At 51.1% G+C, this 12,932-nt stretch carries 14 protein-coding genes; 9 read left to right on the top strand and 5 right to left on the bottom strand.

What is annotated here, in order from left to right; translation table 11 throughout:
• The first annotated feature begins 1 nt into the window (after position 1).
• The 5 genes from EHT25_RS21260 to EHT25_RS21240 all read left to right on the top strand — a co-directional run bounded on the left by EHT25_RS21260 (position 2) and on the right by EHT25_RS21240 (position 5,545).
• Complete coding sequence (locus EHT25_RS21260; protein WP_124877190.1) at positions 2 to 1,087, top strand: efflux RND transporter periplasmic adaptor subunit; 1,086 nt, start codon at positions 2 to 4, stop codon at positions 1,085 to 1,087.
• A 3-nt stretch (positions 1,088 to 1,090) separates the two neighbouring features.
• Entirely contained in the window at positions 1,091 to 4,204 is a 3,114-nt protein-coding gene (locus EHT25_RS21255) for an efflux RND transporter permease subunit (protein WP_124877189.1), read from the top strand.
• Positions 4,205 to 4,268: 64 nt separating this feature from the next.
• Complete coding sequence (locus tag EHT25_RS21250; protein WP_124877188.1) at positions 4,269 to 4,757, top strand: hypothetical protein; 489 nt, start codon at positions 4,269 to 4,271, stop codon at positions 4,755 to 4,757.
• Positions 4,758 to 4,836: 79 nt separating this feature from the next.
• Positions 4,837 to 5,247 carry a hypothetical protein gene (locus EHT25_RS21245; RefSeq protein WP_124877187.1) on the top strand — a complete coding sequence of 137 codons (411 nt, stop codon included), beginning with the start codon at positions 4,837 to 4,839 and terminating at the stop codon, positions 5,245 to 5,247.
• A gap of 94 nt (positions 5,248 to 5,341) precedes the next feature.
• A complete protein-coding gene (locus EHT25_RS21240) occupies positions 5,342 to 5,545 on the top strand; it encodes a hypothetical protein (protein WP_124877186.1) in 204 nt (67 codons plus the stop codon).
• Between the two features lie 69 nt (positions 5,546 to 5,614).
• Here the strand turns inward: EHT25_RS21240 and frr are convergent, their stop codons facing one another.
• The 4 genes from frr to EHT25_RS21220 form a co-directional block, all read right to left on the bottom strand.
• The gene (gene frr, locus EHT25_RS21235; protein ID WP_124877185.1) at positions 5,615 to 6,175 is read right to left on the bottom strand and encodes a ribosome recycling factor; all 561 of its coding nucleotides are present in this window, start codon (positions 6,173 to 6,175) and stop codon (positions 5,615 to 5,617) included.
• Between the two features lie 122 nt (positions 6,176 to 6,297).
• Entirely contained in the window at positions 6,298 to 7,014 is a 717-nt protein-coding gene (gene pyrH, locus EHT25_RS21230) for a UMP kinase (protein WP_124877184.1), read from the bottom strand.
• Between the two features lie 117 nt (positions 7,015 to 7,131).
• Entirely contained in the window at positions 7,132 to 7,632 is a 501-nt protein-coding gene (locus EHT25_RS21225; RefSeq protein ID WP_124877183.1) for an acyl-CoA carboxylase biotin carboxyl carrier protein subunit, read from the bottom strand.
• A 30-nt stretch (positions 7,633 to 7,662) separates the two neighbouring features.
• Complete coding sequence (locus EHT25_RS21220; protein WP_124877182.1) at positions 7,663 to 8,580, bottom strand: DMT family transporter; 918 nt, start codon at positions 8,578 to 8,580, stop codon at positions 7,663 to 7,665.
• Between the two features lie 267 nt (positions 8,581 to 8,847).
• On the opposite strand from EHT25_RS21220, the gene EHT25_RS21215 reads away from it, so the two are divergent.
• Positions 8,848 to 9,813, top strand: a complete 966-nt coding sequence (locus EHT25_RS21215; RefSeq protein ID WP_124877181.1) for a glycosyltransferase family 2 protein — start codon at positions 8,848 to 8,850, stop codon at positions 9,811 to 9,813.
• Positions 9,810 to 10,616: a glycosyltransferase family 2 protein gene (locus EHT25_RS21210; protein ID WP_124877180.1), complete on the top strand. Its 807-nt coding sequence runs from the start codon at positions 9,810 to 9,812 to the stop codon at positions 10,614 to 10,616. The genes EHT25_RS21215 and EHT25_RS21210 overlap by 4 nt, the downstream gene beginning before the upstream one ends.
• A gap of 28 nt (positions 10,617 to 10,644) precedes the next feature.
• Here EHT25_RS21210 and dusB read toward each other — a convergent pair whose 3' ends face one another.
• Positions 10,645 to 11,634 (bottom strand): tRNA dihydrouridine synthase DusB, encoded by a 990-nt coding sequence (dusB, locus tag EHT25_RS21205; RefSeq protein WP_124877179.1) that lies wholly within the window; start codon positions 11,632 to 11,634, stop codon positions 10,645 to 10,647.
• A 133-nt stretch (positions 11,635 to 11,767) separates the two neighbouring features.
• Between dusB and EHT25_RS21200 the strand changes: the two genes are divergently transcribed.
• A complete protein-coding gene (locus EHT25_RS21200) occupies positions 11,768 to 12,724 on the top strand; it encodes a CPBP family intramembrane glutamic endopeptidase (protein ID WP_124877178.1) in 957 nt (318 codons plus the stop codon).
• Entirely contained in the window at positions 12,717 to 12,926 is a 210-nt protein-coding gene (locus EHT25_RS21195) for a DUF2007 domain-containing protein (protein WP_124877177.1), read from the top strand. Before EHT25_RS21200 ends, EHT25_RS21195 begins: the two co-directional genes overlap by 8 nt.
• The last annotated feature ends 6 nt before the right edge of the window (positions 12,927 to 12,932 follow it).

Here is a 12,932-nt window from a genome sequence, read left to right as displayed (position 1 = left end):
CATGAACAAAATTATCATAGGCGGTTTCCTGCTGGTGCTGGGAATGGCTATTCAGGGATGTCAGAAAAAAGCCGAAGTCGAAGAAGCCAAAGCTTTTATGCTGTCGGATACGATGTTAAAACGAATTCGGCTGGATACGGCCATCATTCAGCCGGTTCGGAATGAACTGACGCTGGTGGGGCGAGTGATTGCCGACGAAAACAAGGTCATCAAGGTGTTTCCGCTGGTGGGTGGAAACGTGGAAACAGTACCGGTTGAATTGGGCGATTACGTCCGCAAAGGCCAGACGCTGGCGCTGATTCGCTCCGGCGAGGTGGCCGATCTGGAACGGCAGATGATTCAGGCGCAATCGGGATTGCTGGTGGCCCAGAAGAACCTGCGGGTGGCGCAGGACCTGAACGAAAGCAAACTGAACGCCCAGCGCGACGTGGTGCAGGCCCAGAACGAAGTGAATCAGGCCGAAGCCGAACTGGCCCGTTTGCGGGAAGTCTTCAAGATCTACGGACTGGGTAACTCCACCAACTACACCGTCAAGGCGCCGATCTCCGGGTTTATCATCGAAAAAAACGTCAATCCCGGTTTGCAATTACGCTCCGATAATGCCGATAACCTCTTCACCATCGGCGAAATCAACGACGTCTGGGTGATGGCGAATGTGAATGAAAGCGACATCGGGCGGGTACGGACGGGCATGGACGCTCAGATCGAGACCCTGAGTTACCCGGATCAGGTGTTTCGGGGCAAGGTCGATAAAATCTATAACGTGCTCGATCCCAATACCAAAGCCATGAGCGTCCGCATCAAGCTTTCCAACGCCGATTACAAGCTCAAACCGCAGATGCACGCGACCATCCGACTCAGCCTGGCAACCGGGGAGCAGCTGACGACCGTGCCGACCGATGCGGTTATTTTCGATCATTCGAAAAATTTCGTGGTGGTCTACCGGAACCGGAGCGACGTGGAAGTTCGGGAGGTGGCGGTCCACAAGACGTTGCGTACAGTCACCTACCTCGATTCGGGCGTTCAGTCCGGCGAACGCGTGATCTCCAAAAATCAAATCCTGCTGTACAACGCTCTGAGCAATTAACTCATGAATCAATTCATTCGGAATATTGTCGGTTTTTCACTGAAAAACCGGTTTTTCATCTTTTTCATGACCGCCGGTTTAGCCGTCGCCGGGGTGTTTAGTTACCTGAATACGCCACTGGAAGCGTTTCCCGATGTAACCAATACGCAGATCATCGTCGTCACGGAGTGGAACGGCCGCAGCGCCGAAGAAATCGAGCGGTTTGTAACGGTCCCCATCGAAGTCGCCATGAACTCGGTGCAGCGGAAAACCAACGTTCGCTCCGTCACGATGTTTGGTTTATCAGTCATCAAAATCATTTTTGAGGACGATGTGGAGGATTTTTTCGCCCGACAGCAGGTCAATAATCAGCTGCGGAATGTGGCTTTGCCCGAGGGTGTTGAGCCGGATATCCAGCCGCCTTACGGCCCCACGGGAGAGATTTTCCGGTTTACGCTGAAAAGCGAAAAACGCGACAGCCGTGAACTACTGACAATCCATAACTGGGTGATCGATCGCCAGTTGCGGAGTGTATCTGGTGTTGCCGATGTAGTGGCTTTTGGGGGACGGCAGAAAATCTATGAGTTACGGGTCAACCCGACCCAACTTGCCAAATACGATCTGACGCCACTTGAAGTTTACCAGGCTGTCACACGCAGTAACATTAACGTCGGGGGCGACGTCATCGAGAAGAGCGGACAGGCGTATGTCGTTCGCGGAATTGGTCTGCTGACTTCCATTCAGGACATCGGAAACATCATCATTGAAGAACTGAACGGCAATCCGGTGCTGGTTAAGAACGTCGCGGAAGTGGCCGAATCGCAGCTGCCGCGCGTGGGTCAGGTCGGACTGGATGCTGATGACGATGTGGTGGAAGGCATTGTGGTGATGCGGAAAGCCGAAAATCCCAGCGAGGTGCTGACGCGCGTCAAGGCCAAGATCGAGCAACTGAACACGCGGATTCTCCCGGCTGACGTCAAAATGGTCACGTTCTACGACCGCGATAACCTGATCGAGTTCTGTACGCACACGGTTTTGCACAACCTCACCGAAGGCATCGTGCTGGTCACCGTGATGGTTTTTCTGTTCATGGCCGACTGGCGCACCACGCTCATTGTTTCCATTATCATCCCGCTGGCACTGCTCTTTGCTTTTATGTGCCTGAAATGGAGGGGAATGTCGGCCAATCTGCTGTCGATGGGGGCGGTCGATTTCGGGATCATCATCGACGGGGCCGTGGTGATGGTCGAGGGTATATTTGTCACCCTCGACCATCAGGCGCACAAGGTTGGCATGGCGCGGTTTAACAAACTCGCCAAACTGGGGCTGATCAGGAAAACCGGTGGCGAACTGGGGAAAGCGGTTTTTTTCTCCAAACTCATCATCATTACTGCCTTGTTACCGATTTTTTCCTTTCAGAAAGTAGAAGGAAAAATGTTCTCCCCGCTGGCCTGGACACTGGGTTTTGCCCTGCTGGGTGCGTTGCTGTTTACGCTGACGCTGGTGCCGGTTTTATGCTCCATGCTGCTGAAAAAGAACGTTCGCGAAAAAAATAACCCCGTCGTGAATTTCTTCAATCGCGTGGTCATGGCAGGCTTTGGCTGGTGTTACGGGCGCAAAAAACGCAGTATCGTCGCGGCTCTGTTGCTGATGGGCGGCACGTTTTTCTCAGCCCGGTTTTTGGGTACAGAATTTCTACCGCAACTCAACGAAGGCGCGTTGTGGGTAACGGCGGAACTGCCCATGAGCCTGTCCCTGCCCGAAAGTGTGGAGATGGCCGGTCAGATTCGGCACGATCTGAAAACCTTCCCGGAGGTGAAACAGGTGCTTTCGCAGGTGGGACGATCCAACGACGGCACCGACCCCAACGGTTTTTATTTCTGTCAGTTTCAGGTCGATCTGGCCCCGAAAGAAGACTGGAAACGACGCATTTCGGTGGAAGAACTCACCGACGAGATGGATAAAAAACTCCGGAATTACCCCGGTGTTCTGTACAATTATTCCCAACCGATCATCGACAACGTGGCCGAAGCCGTGGCCGGTTACAAAGCCAGCAACGGGGTCAAAATTTTCGGCCCGGACATTTACGAGCTGGAAAAATACGCCGATCAGGTGCTGAAAGCGATGAAAAACGTGGAGGGCGTGCGGGATCTGGGCATCATCCGCAATGTCGGTCAGCCGGAAATCAGTGTGCTGTTTCACGACCACAAAATGGCCCTGTACGGCGTCACGACCGCCGATGCGCAGGCTGTCATTGAAATGGCAATTGGGGGAAAAACCGCTTCGGTTCTGTACGAAGGCGAACGGCGGTTCGACATTCGGGTTCGGTACCAGGATGCATACCGGCAGAGCGAGGAAGACATCATGAACCTGATGGTGCCCACGCTGAAAGGGGGGCTGATTCCGTTACGGGAAATTGCCTCGGTTCGGAAACAAACCGGTCCGGCGTTCATCTACCGCGATATCAATCAGCGGTTTATTGGTGTTAAATTTTCGGTTCGCGGGCGCGATTTGGGCAGCACCATTGCCGAGGCTCAGCAAAAAGTAAATGCAGCCCTGAAACCGGGAAAGGATTATTCGGTGGAATGGGTCGGGGAATTTGAAAACCAGGTGCGGGCTACCGAACGACTGGCGCAAGTCGTTCCGATCAGTCTGGCGGCCATTTTTGTCATTCTGTTTATCACCTTCGGGAATACCAAAGACGCCGGACTGGTGCTGCTCAATGTGCCGTTTGCGCTGATTGGCGGCATTTTGGCGCTGCACGTCACGAACATGAATTTCGGTATTTCGGCGGGCGTCGGCTTTATCGCGCTCTTCGGGATTTGTGTGCAAAACGGGGTAATTCTGATCTCGGTTTTCAACAAAAATCTGCTGGCCCGCATGTCACTCGACGAGGCCATTCGCGACGGTGTTCAGTCCCGCATCCGGCCCGTTGTCATGACGGCGCTCATGGCCGCGATCGGTTTGTTACCGGCGGCCATTTCCACCGGAATTGGTTCGGAAACCCAAAAACCGCTCGCCATTGTCGTGATCGGCGGACTGGTGACGGCCACCATCCTGACCCTCCTGATCTTCCCGATTATCTACCGGTTTTTCTACCGCCACCGCGTTCACCGGCTTCAGGATCTGGATGAATAGGAGCAATAACTTCGAATTAATGGGCAATTAATCAATCAGTTACATCTTTAAAATACTAACAATCATGAAAAGTACCTCAATGGTCTACCGTCTATGGTCAATCGTCAGTGTGTTCATTTTAGCGACCGCAAGCTTTAATTGCCAGGATAAAGCCGGGGCGGATTTGATCTATGAATCGTCGAGCGCCGGAGTTGCTACGGGGGCGTTTAGCGGATTTAAATCGACGTTTCCCAACGCGCAGTCCGTTACCTGGACGAACTTCCGGGAGCGGATTTGGGAAGCTCGCTTTACGGAATCAGCGGTTTCGAAAGTGGCCGTTTTTCGGACAACCGGTGCGCTGATTGATCAGGGATTGCTGATGACCCAGACAAACTTGCCCGAAACCGCCCGAACGTACCTCAGCACGCAGTATCCGGGCAGTAAAATCCAGACGGTTCTTTCTGGAGGAGCCAACGGTGGTTTTCGGGTTATCCTGATCGATTCGACCGGTTCGCGAATCTGGTGGGCGCAATTTGAGACAAGCGGCCAGTTTCGATCGATCCTTGAGCTCTGATTTTCCGGCGTAAATTCAACAAGTACGGTTTGGCCGAAACCGTACTTGTTGATAAAAATTGTGTTTCTTTACGATTGAAATGAACAATCGTCACCGCCAAATTACCAACGTCCGAAACCGGGTGGCCGAATGGTTGCTGTTCGTCACGCTGTTTTGCGGGCTGTTTCTGCTTTGGGGCAGTTTTGGCGATTCGGATTTCAGACAAAGGCCCATTCAGATCGAATCCGTTGCTTCGGCCCGGCCCGGTGTTTCGTCGGCCCGATCCGTTGTATTCAAAAAGAAACCGCTTTCCGTCGCTGAAAAAGCGGTTTTGTCGGTCCATCTTTTATTCGATCTCTGCCCTTTATTGGCCTTCAACCGGCTCGAAAAAACAAGATTTGCGATTTTTTCTAAATCTATTGCCGTCCATAAAACCGCCCATCGTTTTCTTTCTCACAAAACCATTCCTCAAAGCTCCGACGAGGAATATGTGACTTTTTACCGGGGATAACTCAATCCCGACCCGCCGAAATCCGGCTTTCTACAAATCCTTCTAAAAAGTCACTAAGCTGTTTATTAGCAGCTATTTACCTCTTGTTGTTTACATGAAAAAAGTTAAAAAACTGCTCAGGCTGGTTGGTCTGACTATTCTCATTGGACTGGCATTGATGGGCATTGGAATCGGTGGGGCCGGACCGGTTTTTTCATCGCAGAAAGAACGCTATCCCGACAATGGCATTCGAACGGAACTGGTTGAATCAAAAGAAGAAGATGAAGTTGACTCGGAGCTAAAAGACGTCAAAAACTAAAAGCAATGTTATTCCCGAAACCGGACCGGTTTCGGGAATAACGTCCATCTTGACAAAAAACGCTGGGGTTTACACCACCATGATATCCTTTTCCTTGGCAACGAAGATTTCGTCGATTTTGGCAATGTGCGCATCGGTCAGCTTCTGAACCCGTTCTTCGCCTTTTTTTACTTCGTCTTCCGAAACGCCCTCTTTGGTCAGTTTCCGGATGCCGTCATTGGTGTCTTTGCGGATGTTGCGGACGTTTACCTTGGCCACTTCTATTTCGGCTTTGACTTTTTTCACCAAATCCCGACGACGTTCTTCGGTCAGGGCGGGAATATTCAGCCGGATGTTCTCGCCGTCGTTGGTTGGCGATAAACCCAGATTGCTGTTGCGAATGGCTTTCTCGATTTCGCCGATCATTTTCCGTTCGAACGGTTTGATGGCGATGGTCCGGGCGTCGGGCGTCGTAATCGACGCAACGTTGTTGATGGGCGAATTCATACCGTAGTATTCCACCTGAAGACCGTCCAGCATCGAAGCGGAGGCTTTGCCCGCCCGGATTTTACCTAACTCGATATTCAAATGTTTCAACGCCTTTTCCATCGTATCCCGGGCGTCTTCGAGATAAAGCTCAATCTCTTCCATTGTTTTTTTAAAATGATGAATGATAACTTATAAACGATGCCTTTAAAAGCTAAACCCACTCTACAGGCATGCCGATCATCGTCCGAAATTTATCATTCATCGTTCATAATTCATCATTTATTTCACCCCGTAATCAGCGTACCAATATCATCGCCTTCGACGAGCCGAACCAGATTTCCGGTTCCGTTCATGTCGAAAACAATGATCGGGAGGTTGTTTTCTTTGCATAACGTAAAGGCTGTCAGGTCCATTACGTTGAGTTTCTTTTCGTAAACGTCCTGAAACGAAATGGTGGTATACCGGGTAGCGGTTTTGTCCTTGAACGGATCGGCGGTGTACACCCCATCGACTTTGGTCCCTTTCAGCACCACGTCAGCTTCGACTTCAATGGCCCGCAAACTGGCCGTTGTGTCGGTCGTAAAGTAAGGATTGCCGGTTCCGGCACCGAAGATCACGATGCGGCCTTTTTCGAGGTGACGAACCGCGCGCCGACGAACATAGGGTTCGCAAACCTGTTCCATTTTGATGGCCGACATCACGCGGGTGTACAGACCGTGCTGTTCGAGCGAACTCTGGATGGCCATGGCGTTGATAACCGTGGCCAGCATGCCCATGTAATCGCCCTGAACCCGGTCCATACCGCTGCGCTCGCCCTGAATGCCCCGGAAAATATTACCTCCGCCGATGACGATGGCAACCTGAACACCCATTTCGACAACCCGCTTGATTTCCAGACTGTATTGTTCCAGAATAACCGGATCGATGCCGTAGCCTTTTTCTCCGCTTAAAGCTTCACCGCTAAGCTTGAGCAGAATGCGTTTATATTTTAGTTGAGTCATGAAGGAAAGTTTGGCGACAAATATAAGAGAAAAAGGATAAGTGGAGGGCTGAAGGAAAGCAGAAATGGAATTATCGGACTTTCTTTCGTCCATTCTTCTTTTGTCCTCGTCTCCTTTTTATTGAAATTCAACCAGTACCTGATTCTTCTCGACGGTTTGACCGCGGTTGATCCGAACGGTTTTGATCGTTCCGTCGGCGGGGGATTTAATGACGTTTTCCATTTTCATGGCTTCCAGAATCAAAACCGGATCCCCTTTGCGAATGACGTCGCCGGGTTGTAAGCTGAGACTCAGAATCAGGCCGGGCATGGGCGCTTTGATGTCGTTGATTTTGGTCAGATTGGCCGAACTCATGCCCATTTGTTCCAGCAGCAGATCAAAGCGGTCTTTTAGTTTGATCTGGTGGATGGACTGGTTGATTTTCAGCGAAACGGTTTTTTCGGCTTGATCCAGCTGAAGAATTTCGGCGGTGTAAGACCGGTTTTGGTGGATGATATGAAACGTTCGGTCGTTCAATCGCACCAGATCCCAGGGCAGCGGCTGGCCGTTTACGACCGGCTGATCACCGGAAAAGTCAATTTCAATGGATTCCTGATCGTCTACGGAAGCACGAAACATGGATAAGATGGTTAAAGCGTTGGGGCAATCTCACTTTTTATTGATCAAATATACACCCAACAGGCAAATTGCCATACCCGCCACCTGCGGCCAATGCAAGGGTTCGCCGTCGAAAAGCCCCCACAACACGGCTACGACCGGAATCAGGTAGGTTACCGTTGAAGCAAATACGCCGGAAGTTAATTGAATAATTCGATTAAACAGGATGGTGGCAAACCCCGATCCGGCCATTCCCAGGGTGACAAGCATCAGCAGGGCGGGCATGGAACCGGGTGCAACGACCCGCGTCGGAAAATCGGTAGTGGCCAGCCCCAGGACCGCAATGGGCCCGACCATGGCAAAGGTGGAAGCCGTTGAAAGCAAGGCAGGTAAATCGGTCAGGTACCGGGCGACAATGTTGATATTGAAACCGTAGCACAGCGTGGCCAGTACAATCAGAAAGGCGTAACCGTTGTAGGAAAACGAACCGGTGGCACTGAAAAAGACCAGAAAAACCGAACCCGCAAAACCGAGCAGAATGCCGCCAATCTGCAACAACCGGGCGCGTTTCCCGAACAGAATCACCCCGATTAGAAAGGTGAACATGGGGCTGAGTGCGTTCAGGGTTCCGGCGAGCGAGCTGTTGAGATGTGCCCCGGCAGTGGCAAATAAAACCGCCGGAATCAGGTAACCGAGCATGCCCGAGCCCAGCAGCGGGAGCCAGCGGTTCCGCGGAAATTGGTTGCCTAACAGGAGGAGATAGGGGAGAAAAAAGAGAAACGCCAGAAAAATACGACCGGTACCGACCTGCATCGGCGAAAAAACCGTGAGACTGTATTTGATCAGAATGAAGGACGTTCCCCAGATCAACGCAACGAGGATCAGCAGTACCCAGGCCAAAAGCCGTCGTTTCGATTGGACAACGGGGTCGGCGGTTGAAAGTGAGTTTTCGGTAAATGGTTTTGTCATACTCTGAAAACCACCGTCTCAGGCGGTTTGGTTCTACCGGTTTCTAAAAAAATATTTTGGCAAATAGCTGAAAAACACGTGATTATTTATCAAAATGATTTTGGGTTCAGCTTTCGGTGAAGGCTGTCGCAACGCTCCTCCATTTTTTCACGTATCTACATGCAACGCTAATTACCTGATTGCTGTCTTGCTAATTAGCCCCATCTCTACAAACAAGAACTGAAATTCGTAGCAGGAAGCTACCCCTGTATCTGTTTCTGAAAGGGTATGAAATTGTCGGTTATTATCCTGAATTATAACTCCAGCGGCTACACGCTCGACTGCATTGCTTCGATCCGGAAGCAGACGCAACTGGCGGACTATGAGATCGTTGTGGTGGATAATGGCTCACACCCCGGTGATTTCGATCGGTTGTATTCGTTAACCCAACAGCCGTTTGTCAAAGTGGTTCGGAGCCGGGTCAATCTCGGTTTTGCGGGTGGACATCTATTGGGTCTGCAAGCCATCGATCCGTCATCGGCTTACTATTTTTTTCTGAATAACGACTGTCAACTGCTCGACGACGTCTGTAGTCGCTTATACGGTTTTATGGAAGAAAACCGGTCGGTGGGCGTTTGCACGGGGCAAGCCGTGAACCGGACTGACGAACACGAACCGTCGTTCAACCATTTTCCGACGTTGAGCGGAAAACTGCTGGGCCGGGGCGTTATGCAGTGGTTTAAACCGGCGGATTACCTTTCCCGTCGGCGGACCTTTGAGAAGCCAACGGAGGTTCCGGTCATCACGGGAAGTGCGTTATTCGTGCGGGCTGCGGCCTTTTGGCAGGTCGGCGGTTTTGACCCGGCGTTTTTTCTGTATTGTGAAGAAGAGGATTTGTGCTGGCGGATGCGGGAGCGGTCGTGGAAAGCCATGTTGATTCCCGATGTGCGGTTTCGGCACCTGGGAGGAGGGAGCACCCGGCGAAATCTGCAGATTGAAAAAGAATATTACATTTCTCTTTTCTACTATTTCCGTAAAAACGAGAATGTGTTTAAACAACTCCTGCTGCAACTGTTTTACACGGTGAAAGTAGGTCGGAAAGCCGTGAAAAGTAACCATTTTGCCCAACTGGCGTGGTTTATCCTGCGGGGCGCACCCGGTCGCGAAAGCCTCCGGTATCGCCAGGGATTAGCGGTTCTTTCCAATCAATTAATCGAACACCATCAGCCAACCCGTTCATTATTACCGTTATGAAAATTCCCGCAAAAGTTCCTCTCTCCATCGTGGTGATTACCCTGAATGCTGAAAGAACCTTGAAACAGGCGCTGGAATCCGTAGCCGATTGGGCGGATGAGATCGTCATTGTCGATTCGGGAAGTACGGACAACACGCTGGCGATTGCCCGTCAGTTCAATTGCCGGGTGGTTTACCGGAAGTTCAACGGGTTTGGGTCGCAGAAACAATACGCCGTCAATCAGGCAAAAAACGACTGGGTGCTGGTGCTGGATGCCGATGAGATTGTCTCTGAGCAACTGGCCAACGAAATTGCGGCCTTGTTCATCAGCGAAACGCCCGTTTGCGCCGGCTATGCCATTCCGCGGAACCTGATTTTTCTGGGCCGGGTGTTGCGCCACAGCGGGCAAAACCGCCAACCGGTTTTGCGTCTTTTTAACCGCCGGAAAGGAAGCATCACGCCCGTGCGGGTACACGAATCCGTTCAGGTGGATGGCGCCGTGGGCCAGCTTTCGGGAATCCTGATTCATTACAGCTACGGATCGCTGCACGATTACGTTCTGAAAATGAATCAATACACGACACTGAGCGCCGAAGAAATGGCGTCCCGACACAAAAAGGCCACAATTGCCTTACAGGGATTGCGGTTTCTGTTTACGTTTGTGAAAATCTATTTCTTCAAAGGCGGTCTTCTCGACGGCTATCCCGGTTTTGTCTGGGCGTTGTTGTCTGCCGTTTATCCGGTGATCAAATACTCGAAACTGCAGGAAATGCAGGACCTGGAGGAAAAGCCCAAGACCAGTCCGGTTTTGGCCTACGAATAAGAATTGACTATTCCTAAATTCCTTACTTTTAGACTGCTACGACTTCGTAGGCGTCGCAGATTTCGTCCAGAATACCGGCAATTTCGGCCAGCGTATCGGCCAGCACGAGTCGTTGCCGGAAGGGTTTGAAATTTTCCATGCCCTTGAAATAATTGGTGTAATGCCGACGCATTTCAAAGATGCCGACTTTTTCTCCTTTCCACCGGATGGAAAATTCGAGGTGCTGTTTACAAACCGCGATCCGGTCAGCAAGCGTCGGAGCCGACCGGTGTTCGCCCGTGCGGAGAAAGTGTTTGATTTCGTCGAAAATCCAGGGATAGCCGATGCTCGCCCGGCCAATCATGATGCCATCGACGCCGTAGCGGTTTTTGTATTCCCGCGCTTTTTCCGGACTGTCGATGTCACCATTTCCGAAAATCGGAATGGTGGTTCGGGGATTTTCTTTCAAGCGGCCAATCAGCGTCCAGTCGGCTTCACCTTTGTACATCTGCACCCGTGTCCGTCCGTGAACCGTCAGCGCCTGAATGCCAATGTCCTGTAATCGTTCGGCTACTTCCAGAATGTTCTTGGTATTGTCGTCCCATCCCAGTCGGGTTTTGACCGTTACAGGGAGGTGGGTGGCCTTTACGACGGCTTCCGTCATTTTCACCATTTTGGGAACATCCTGCAACAAAGCAGCTCCGGCACCCCGGCAAGCCACATTTTTCACCGGACAACCGTAGTTGATGTCAATCAGATCCGGATTGGCGCGGGTGGCAATTTCGGCGCAGACCCGCATGGTTTCAATATCGGAACCAAATAACTGAATGCCGATCGGACGTTCGTATTCAAAAATATCCAGTTTCTGAACGCTCTTGGCCGCATCCCGAATAAGCCCTTCCGACGAAATAAATTCCGTATACATCAAATCCGCCCCGTTGGCTTTGCAAACCGCCCGGAACGGCGGATCGCTGACGTCCTCCATTGGCGCCAGCAGCAGCGGAAAGTCCCCCAGTTCGATCGTTCCAATTTTAACCATATATCGCTAACAACTCGATTTCAAAAGATGTTCGGTCCAGACCGGTACGGTTTTTGAAAAATAGCCGGTACTGTGACAAAAAACCGATACGGTTTTGAATTCGGACCGGTTTGGGCGTAAATTTACACCAATTATGGAAGACTTCCGATCGACCCGTTCGTCAAACCCGCCTTTGCATCCATTCCGTAGCCTCCTGGTTCTGTTGGGGTTTATTCTGTTGGGTATGTCGCTGGGCGGTTTGCTGGCCAGTATGTTCCTGGCGGCCTGGGCATCCATGAATGGAACTGTCTCAGCTTCCGAAATTGCCGACATCCTGACCAATCCCGCCGATTATCCGGGAAGCTGGCAGTTGTTGATGCTGGTTCAGGCGGTTAGTCACCTTTGTTCTTTTTTGCTGCCCTGTCTGTTATACCTCCGCTGGATCGAGCGCCGGGGTTGGTCGGAGTTCAATTCCCGGCCGTTGTCGGCCGTTCAGTCGGTGGGTCTGGTCGCCCTGTTGACCATCACGTTCATGCCATTTAACGGGTTAATCATCGAGTGGAATCAAAATATTGACTTCCCGGATGCACTCGCCGGCCTGGAGAAATGGATGAAGCAGAAAGAAGATCAGATGGCGGGCCTGACGGATTTTCTGACCAATTTTACGTCACCCATTGAGCTAATCATTGCTCTTCTGGTGATTGGGGTAATTCCCGGAATTGGCGAAGAGGTGTTGTTTCGGGGAATGGTGCAGCGAAAACTGGCGCAGTGGACGGGAAATATCCACGTTGCCATTTGGGTATCGGCCGTGATATTCAGCGCCATTCATATTCAGTTTTACGGTTTTGTTCCCCGGGTGTTACTGGGTGCGTTGTTTGGCTACGTGTATGTCTGGTCAGGAAATATCTGGGTTCCAATTCTGGCTCATGCGGTAAACAACGGTTTTACGGTTTTGATGGTCTGGCTACATCACCGGAAATTGATTTCGGTCGATATTGAAAATACGGCAACGGTTCCTTTGACCGGCGCATTAATTTCCTTACTTTTAACCATAGGATTTTTAGTTTTTTTTCGAAAATCGAATCAATTGCCGTCCCAGCCGTATGTCTGATCAGTGGGAGAAAGTACTGGTGACACCTACCACCTATCGCGCCGAACTGGCCAAAGTTCTATTGGCCGAACACCACATCAACGCCGTTGTTGTCAATAAAAAAGATAGTAATTATCTTCTGGGGAACTGCGAAGTCTATGTGCAGGCTGAAGATGCTGCCATCGCCAAAATTCACCTGATTTCAGCGGATCTGGAAGAGTGAAACAGC

Source organism: Larkinella rosea, assembly GCF_003858635.1.
Taxonomy (GTDB): Bacteria; Bacteroidota; Bacteroidia; order Cytophagales; family Spirosomataceae; genus Larkinella; species Larkinella rosea.
The sequence above is the reverse complement of the archived record's forward strand: the minus strand, read 5'-3'. Positions and strand labels throughout refer to the sequence as shown.

Coding starts and splice junctions, on each gene's coding strand:
- EHT25_RS21260 (WP_124877190.1), top strand. CDS start 2: ATGAACAAAATTATCATAGGCGGTTTCCTGCTGGTGCTGGGAATGGCT.
- EHT25_RS21255 (WP_124877189.1), top strand. CDS start 1,091: ATGAATCAATTCATTCGGAATATTGTCGGTTTTTCACTGAAAAACCGG.
- EHT25_RS21250 (WP_124877188.1), top strand. CDS start 4,269: ATGAAAAGTACCTCAATGGTCTACCGTCTATGGTCAATCGTCAGTGTG.
- EHT25_RS21245 (WP_124877187.1), top strand. CDS start 4,837: ATGAACAATCGTCACCGCCAAATTACCAACGTCCGAAACCGGGTGGCC.
- EHT25_RS21240 (WP_124877186.1), top strand. CDS start 5,342: ATGAAAAAAGTTAAAAAACTGCTCAGGCTGGTTGGTCTGACTATTCTC.
- frr (WP_124877185.1), bottom strand. CDS start 6,175: ATGGAAGAGATTGAGCTTTATCTCGAAGACGCCCGGGATACGATGGAA.
- pyrH (WP_124877184.1), bottom strand. CDS start 7,014: ATGACTCAACTAAAATATAAACGCATTCTGCTCAAGCTTAGCGGTGAA.
- EHT25_RS21225 (WP_124877183.1), bottom strand. CDS start 7,632: ATGTTTCGTGCTTCCGTAGACGATCAGGAATCCATTGAAATTGACTTT.
- EHT25_RS21220 (WP_124877182.1), bottom strand. CDS start 8,580: ATGACAAAACCATTTACCGAAAACTCACTTTCAACCGCCGACCCCGTT.
- EHT25_RS21215 (WP_124877181.1), top strand. CDS start 8,848: ATGAAATTGTCGGTTATTATCCTGAATTATAACTCCAGCGGCTACACG.
- EHT25_RS21210 (WP_124877180.1), top strand. CDS start 9,810: ATGAAAATTCCCGCAAAAGTTCCTCTCTCCATCGTGGTGATTACCCTG.
- dusB (WP_124877179.1), bottom strand. CDS start 11,634: ATGGTTAAAATTGGAACGATCGAACTGGGGGACTTTCCGCTGCTGCTG.
- EHT25_RS21200 (WP_124877178.1), top strand. CDS start 11,768: ATGGAAGACTTCCGATCGACCCGTTCGTCAAACCCGCCTTTGCATCCA.
- EHT25_RS21195 (WP_124877177.1), top strand. CDS start 12,717: ATGTCTGATCAGTGGGAGAAAGTACTGGTGACACCTACCACCTATCGC.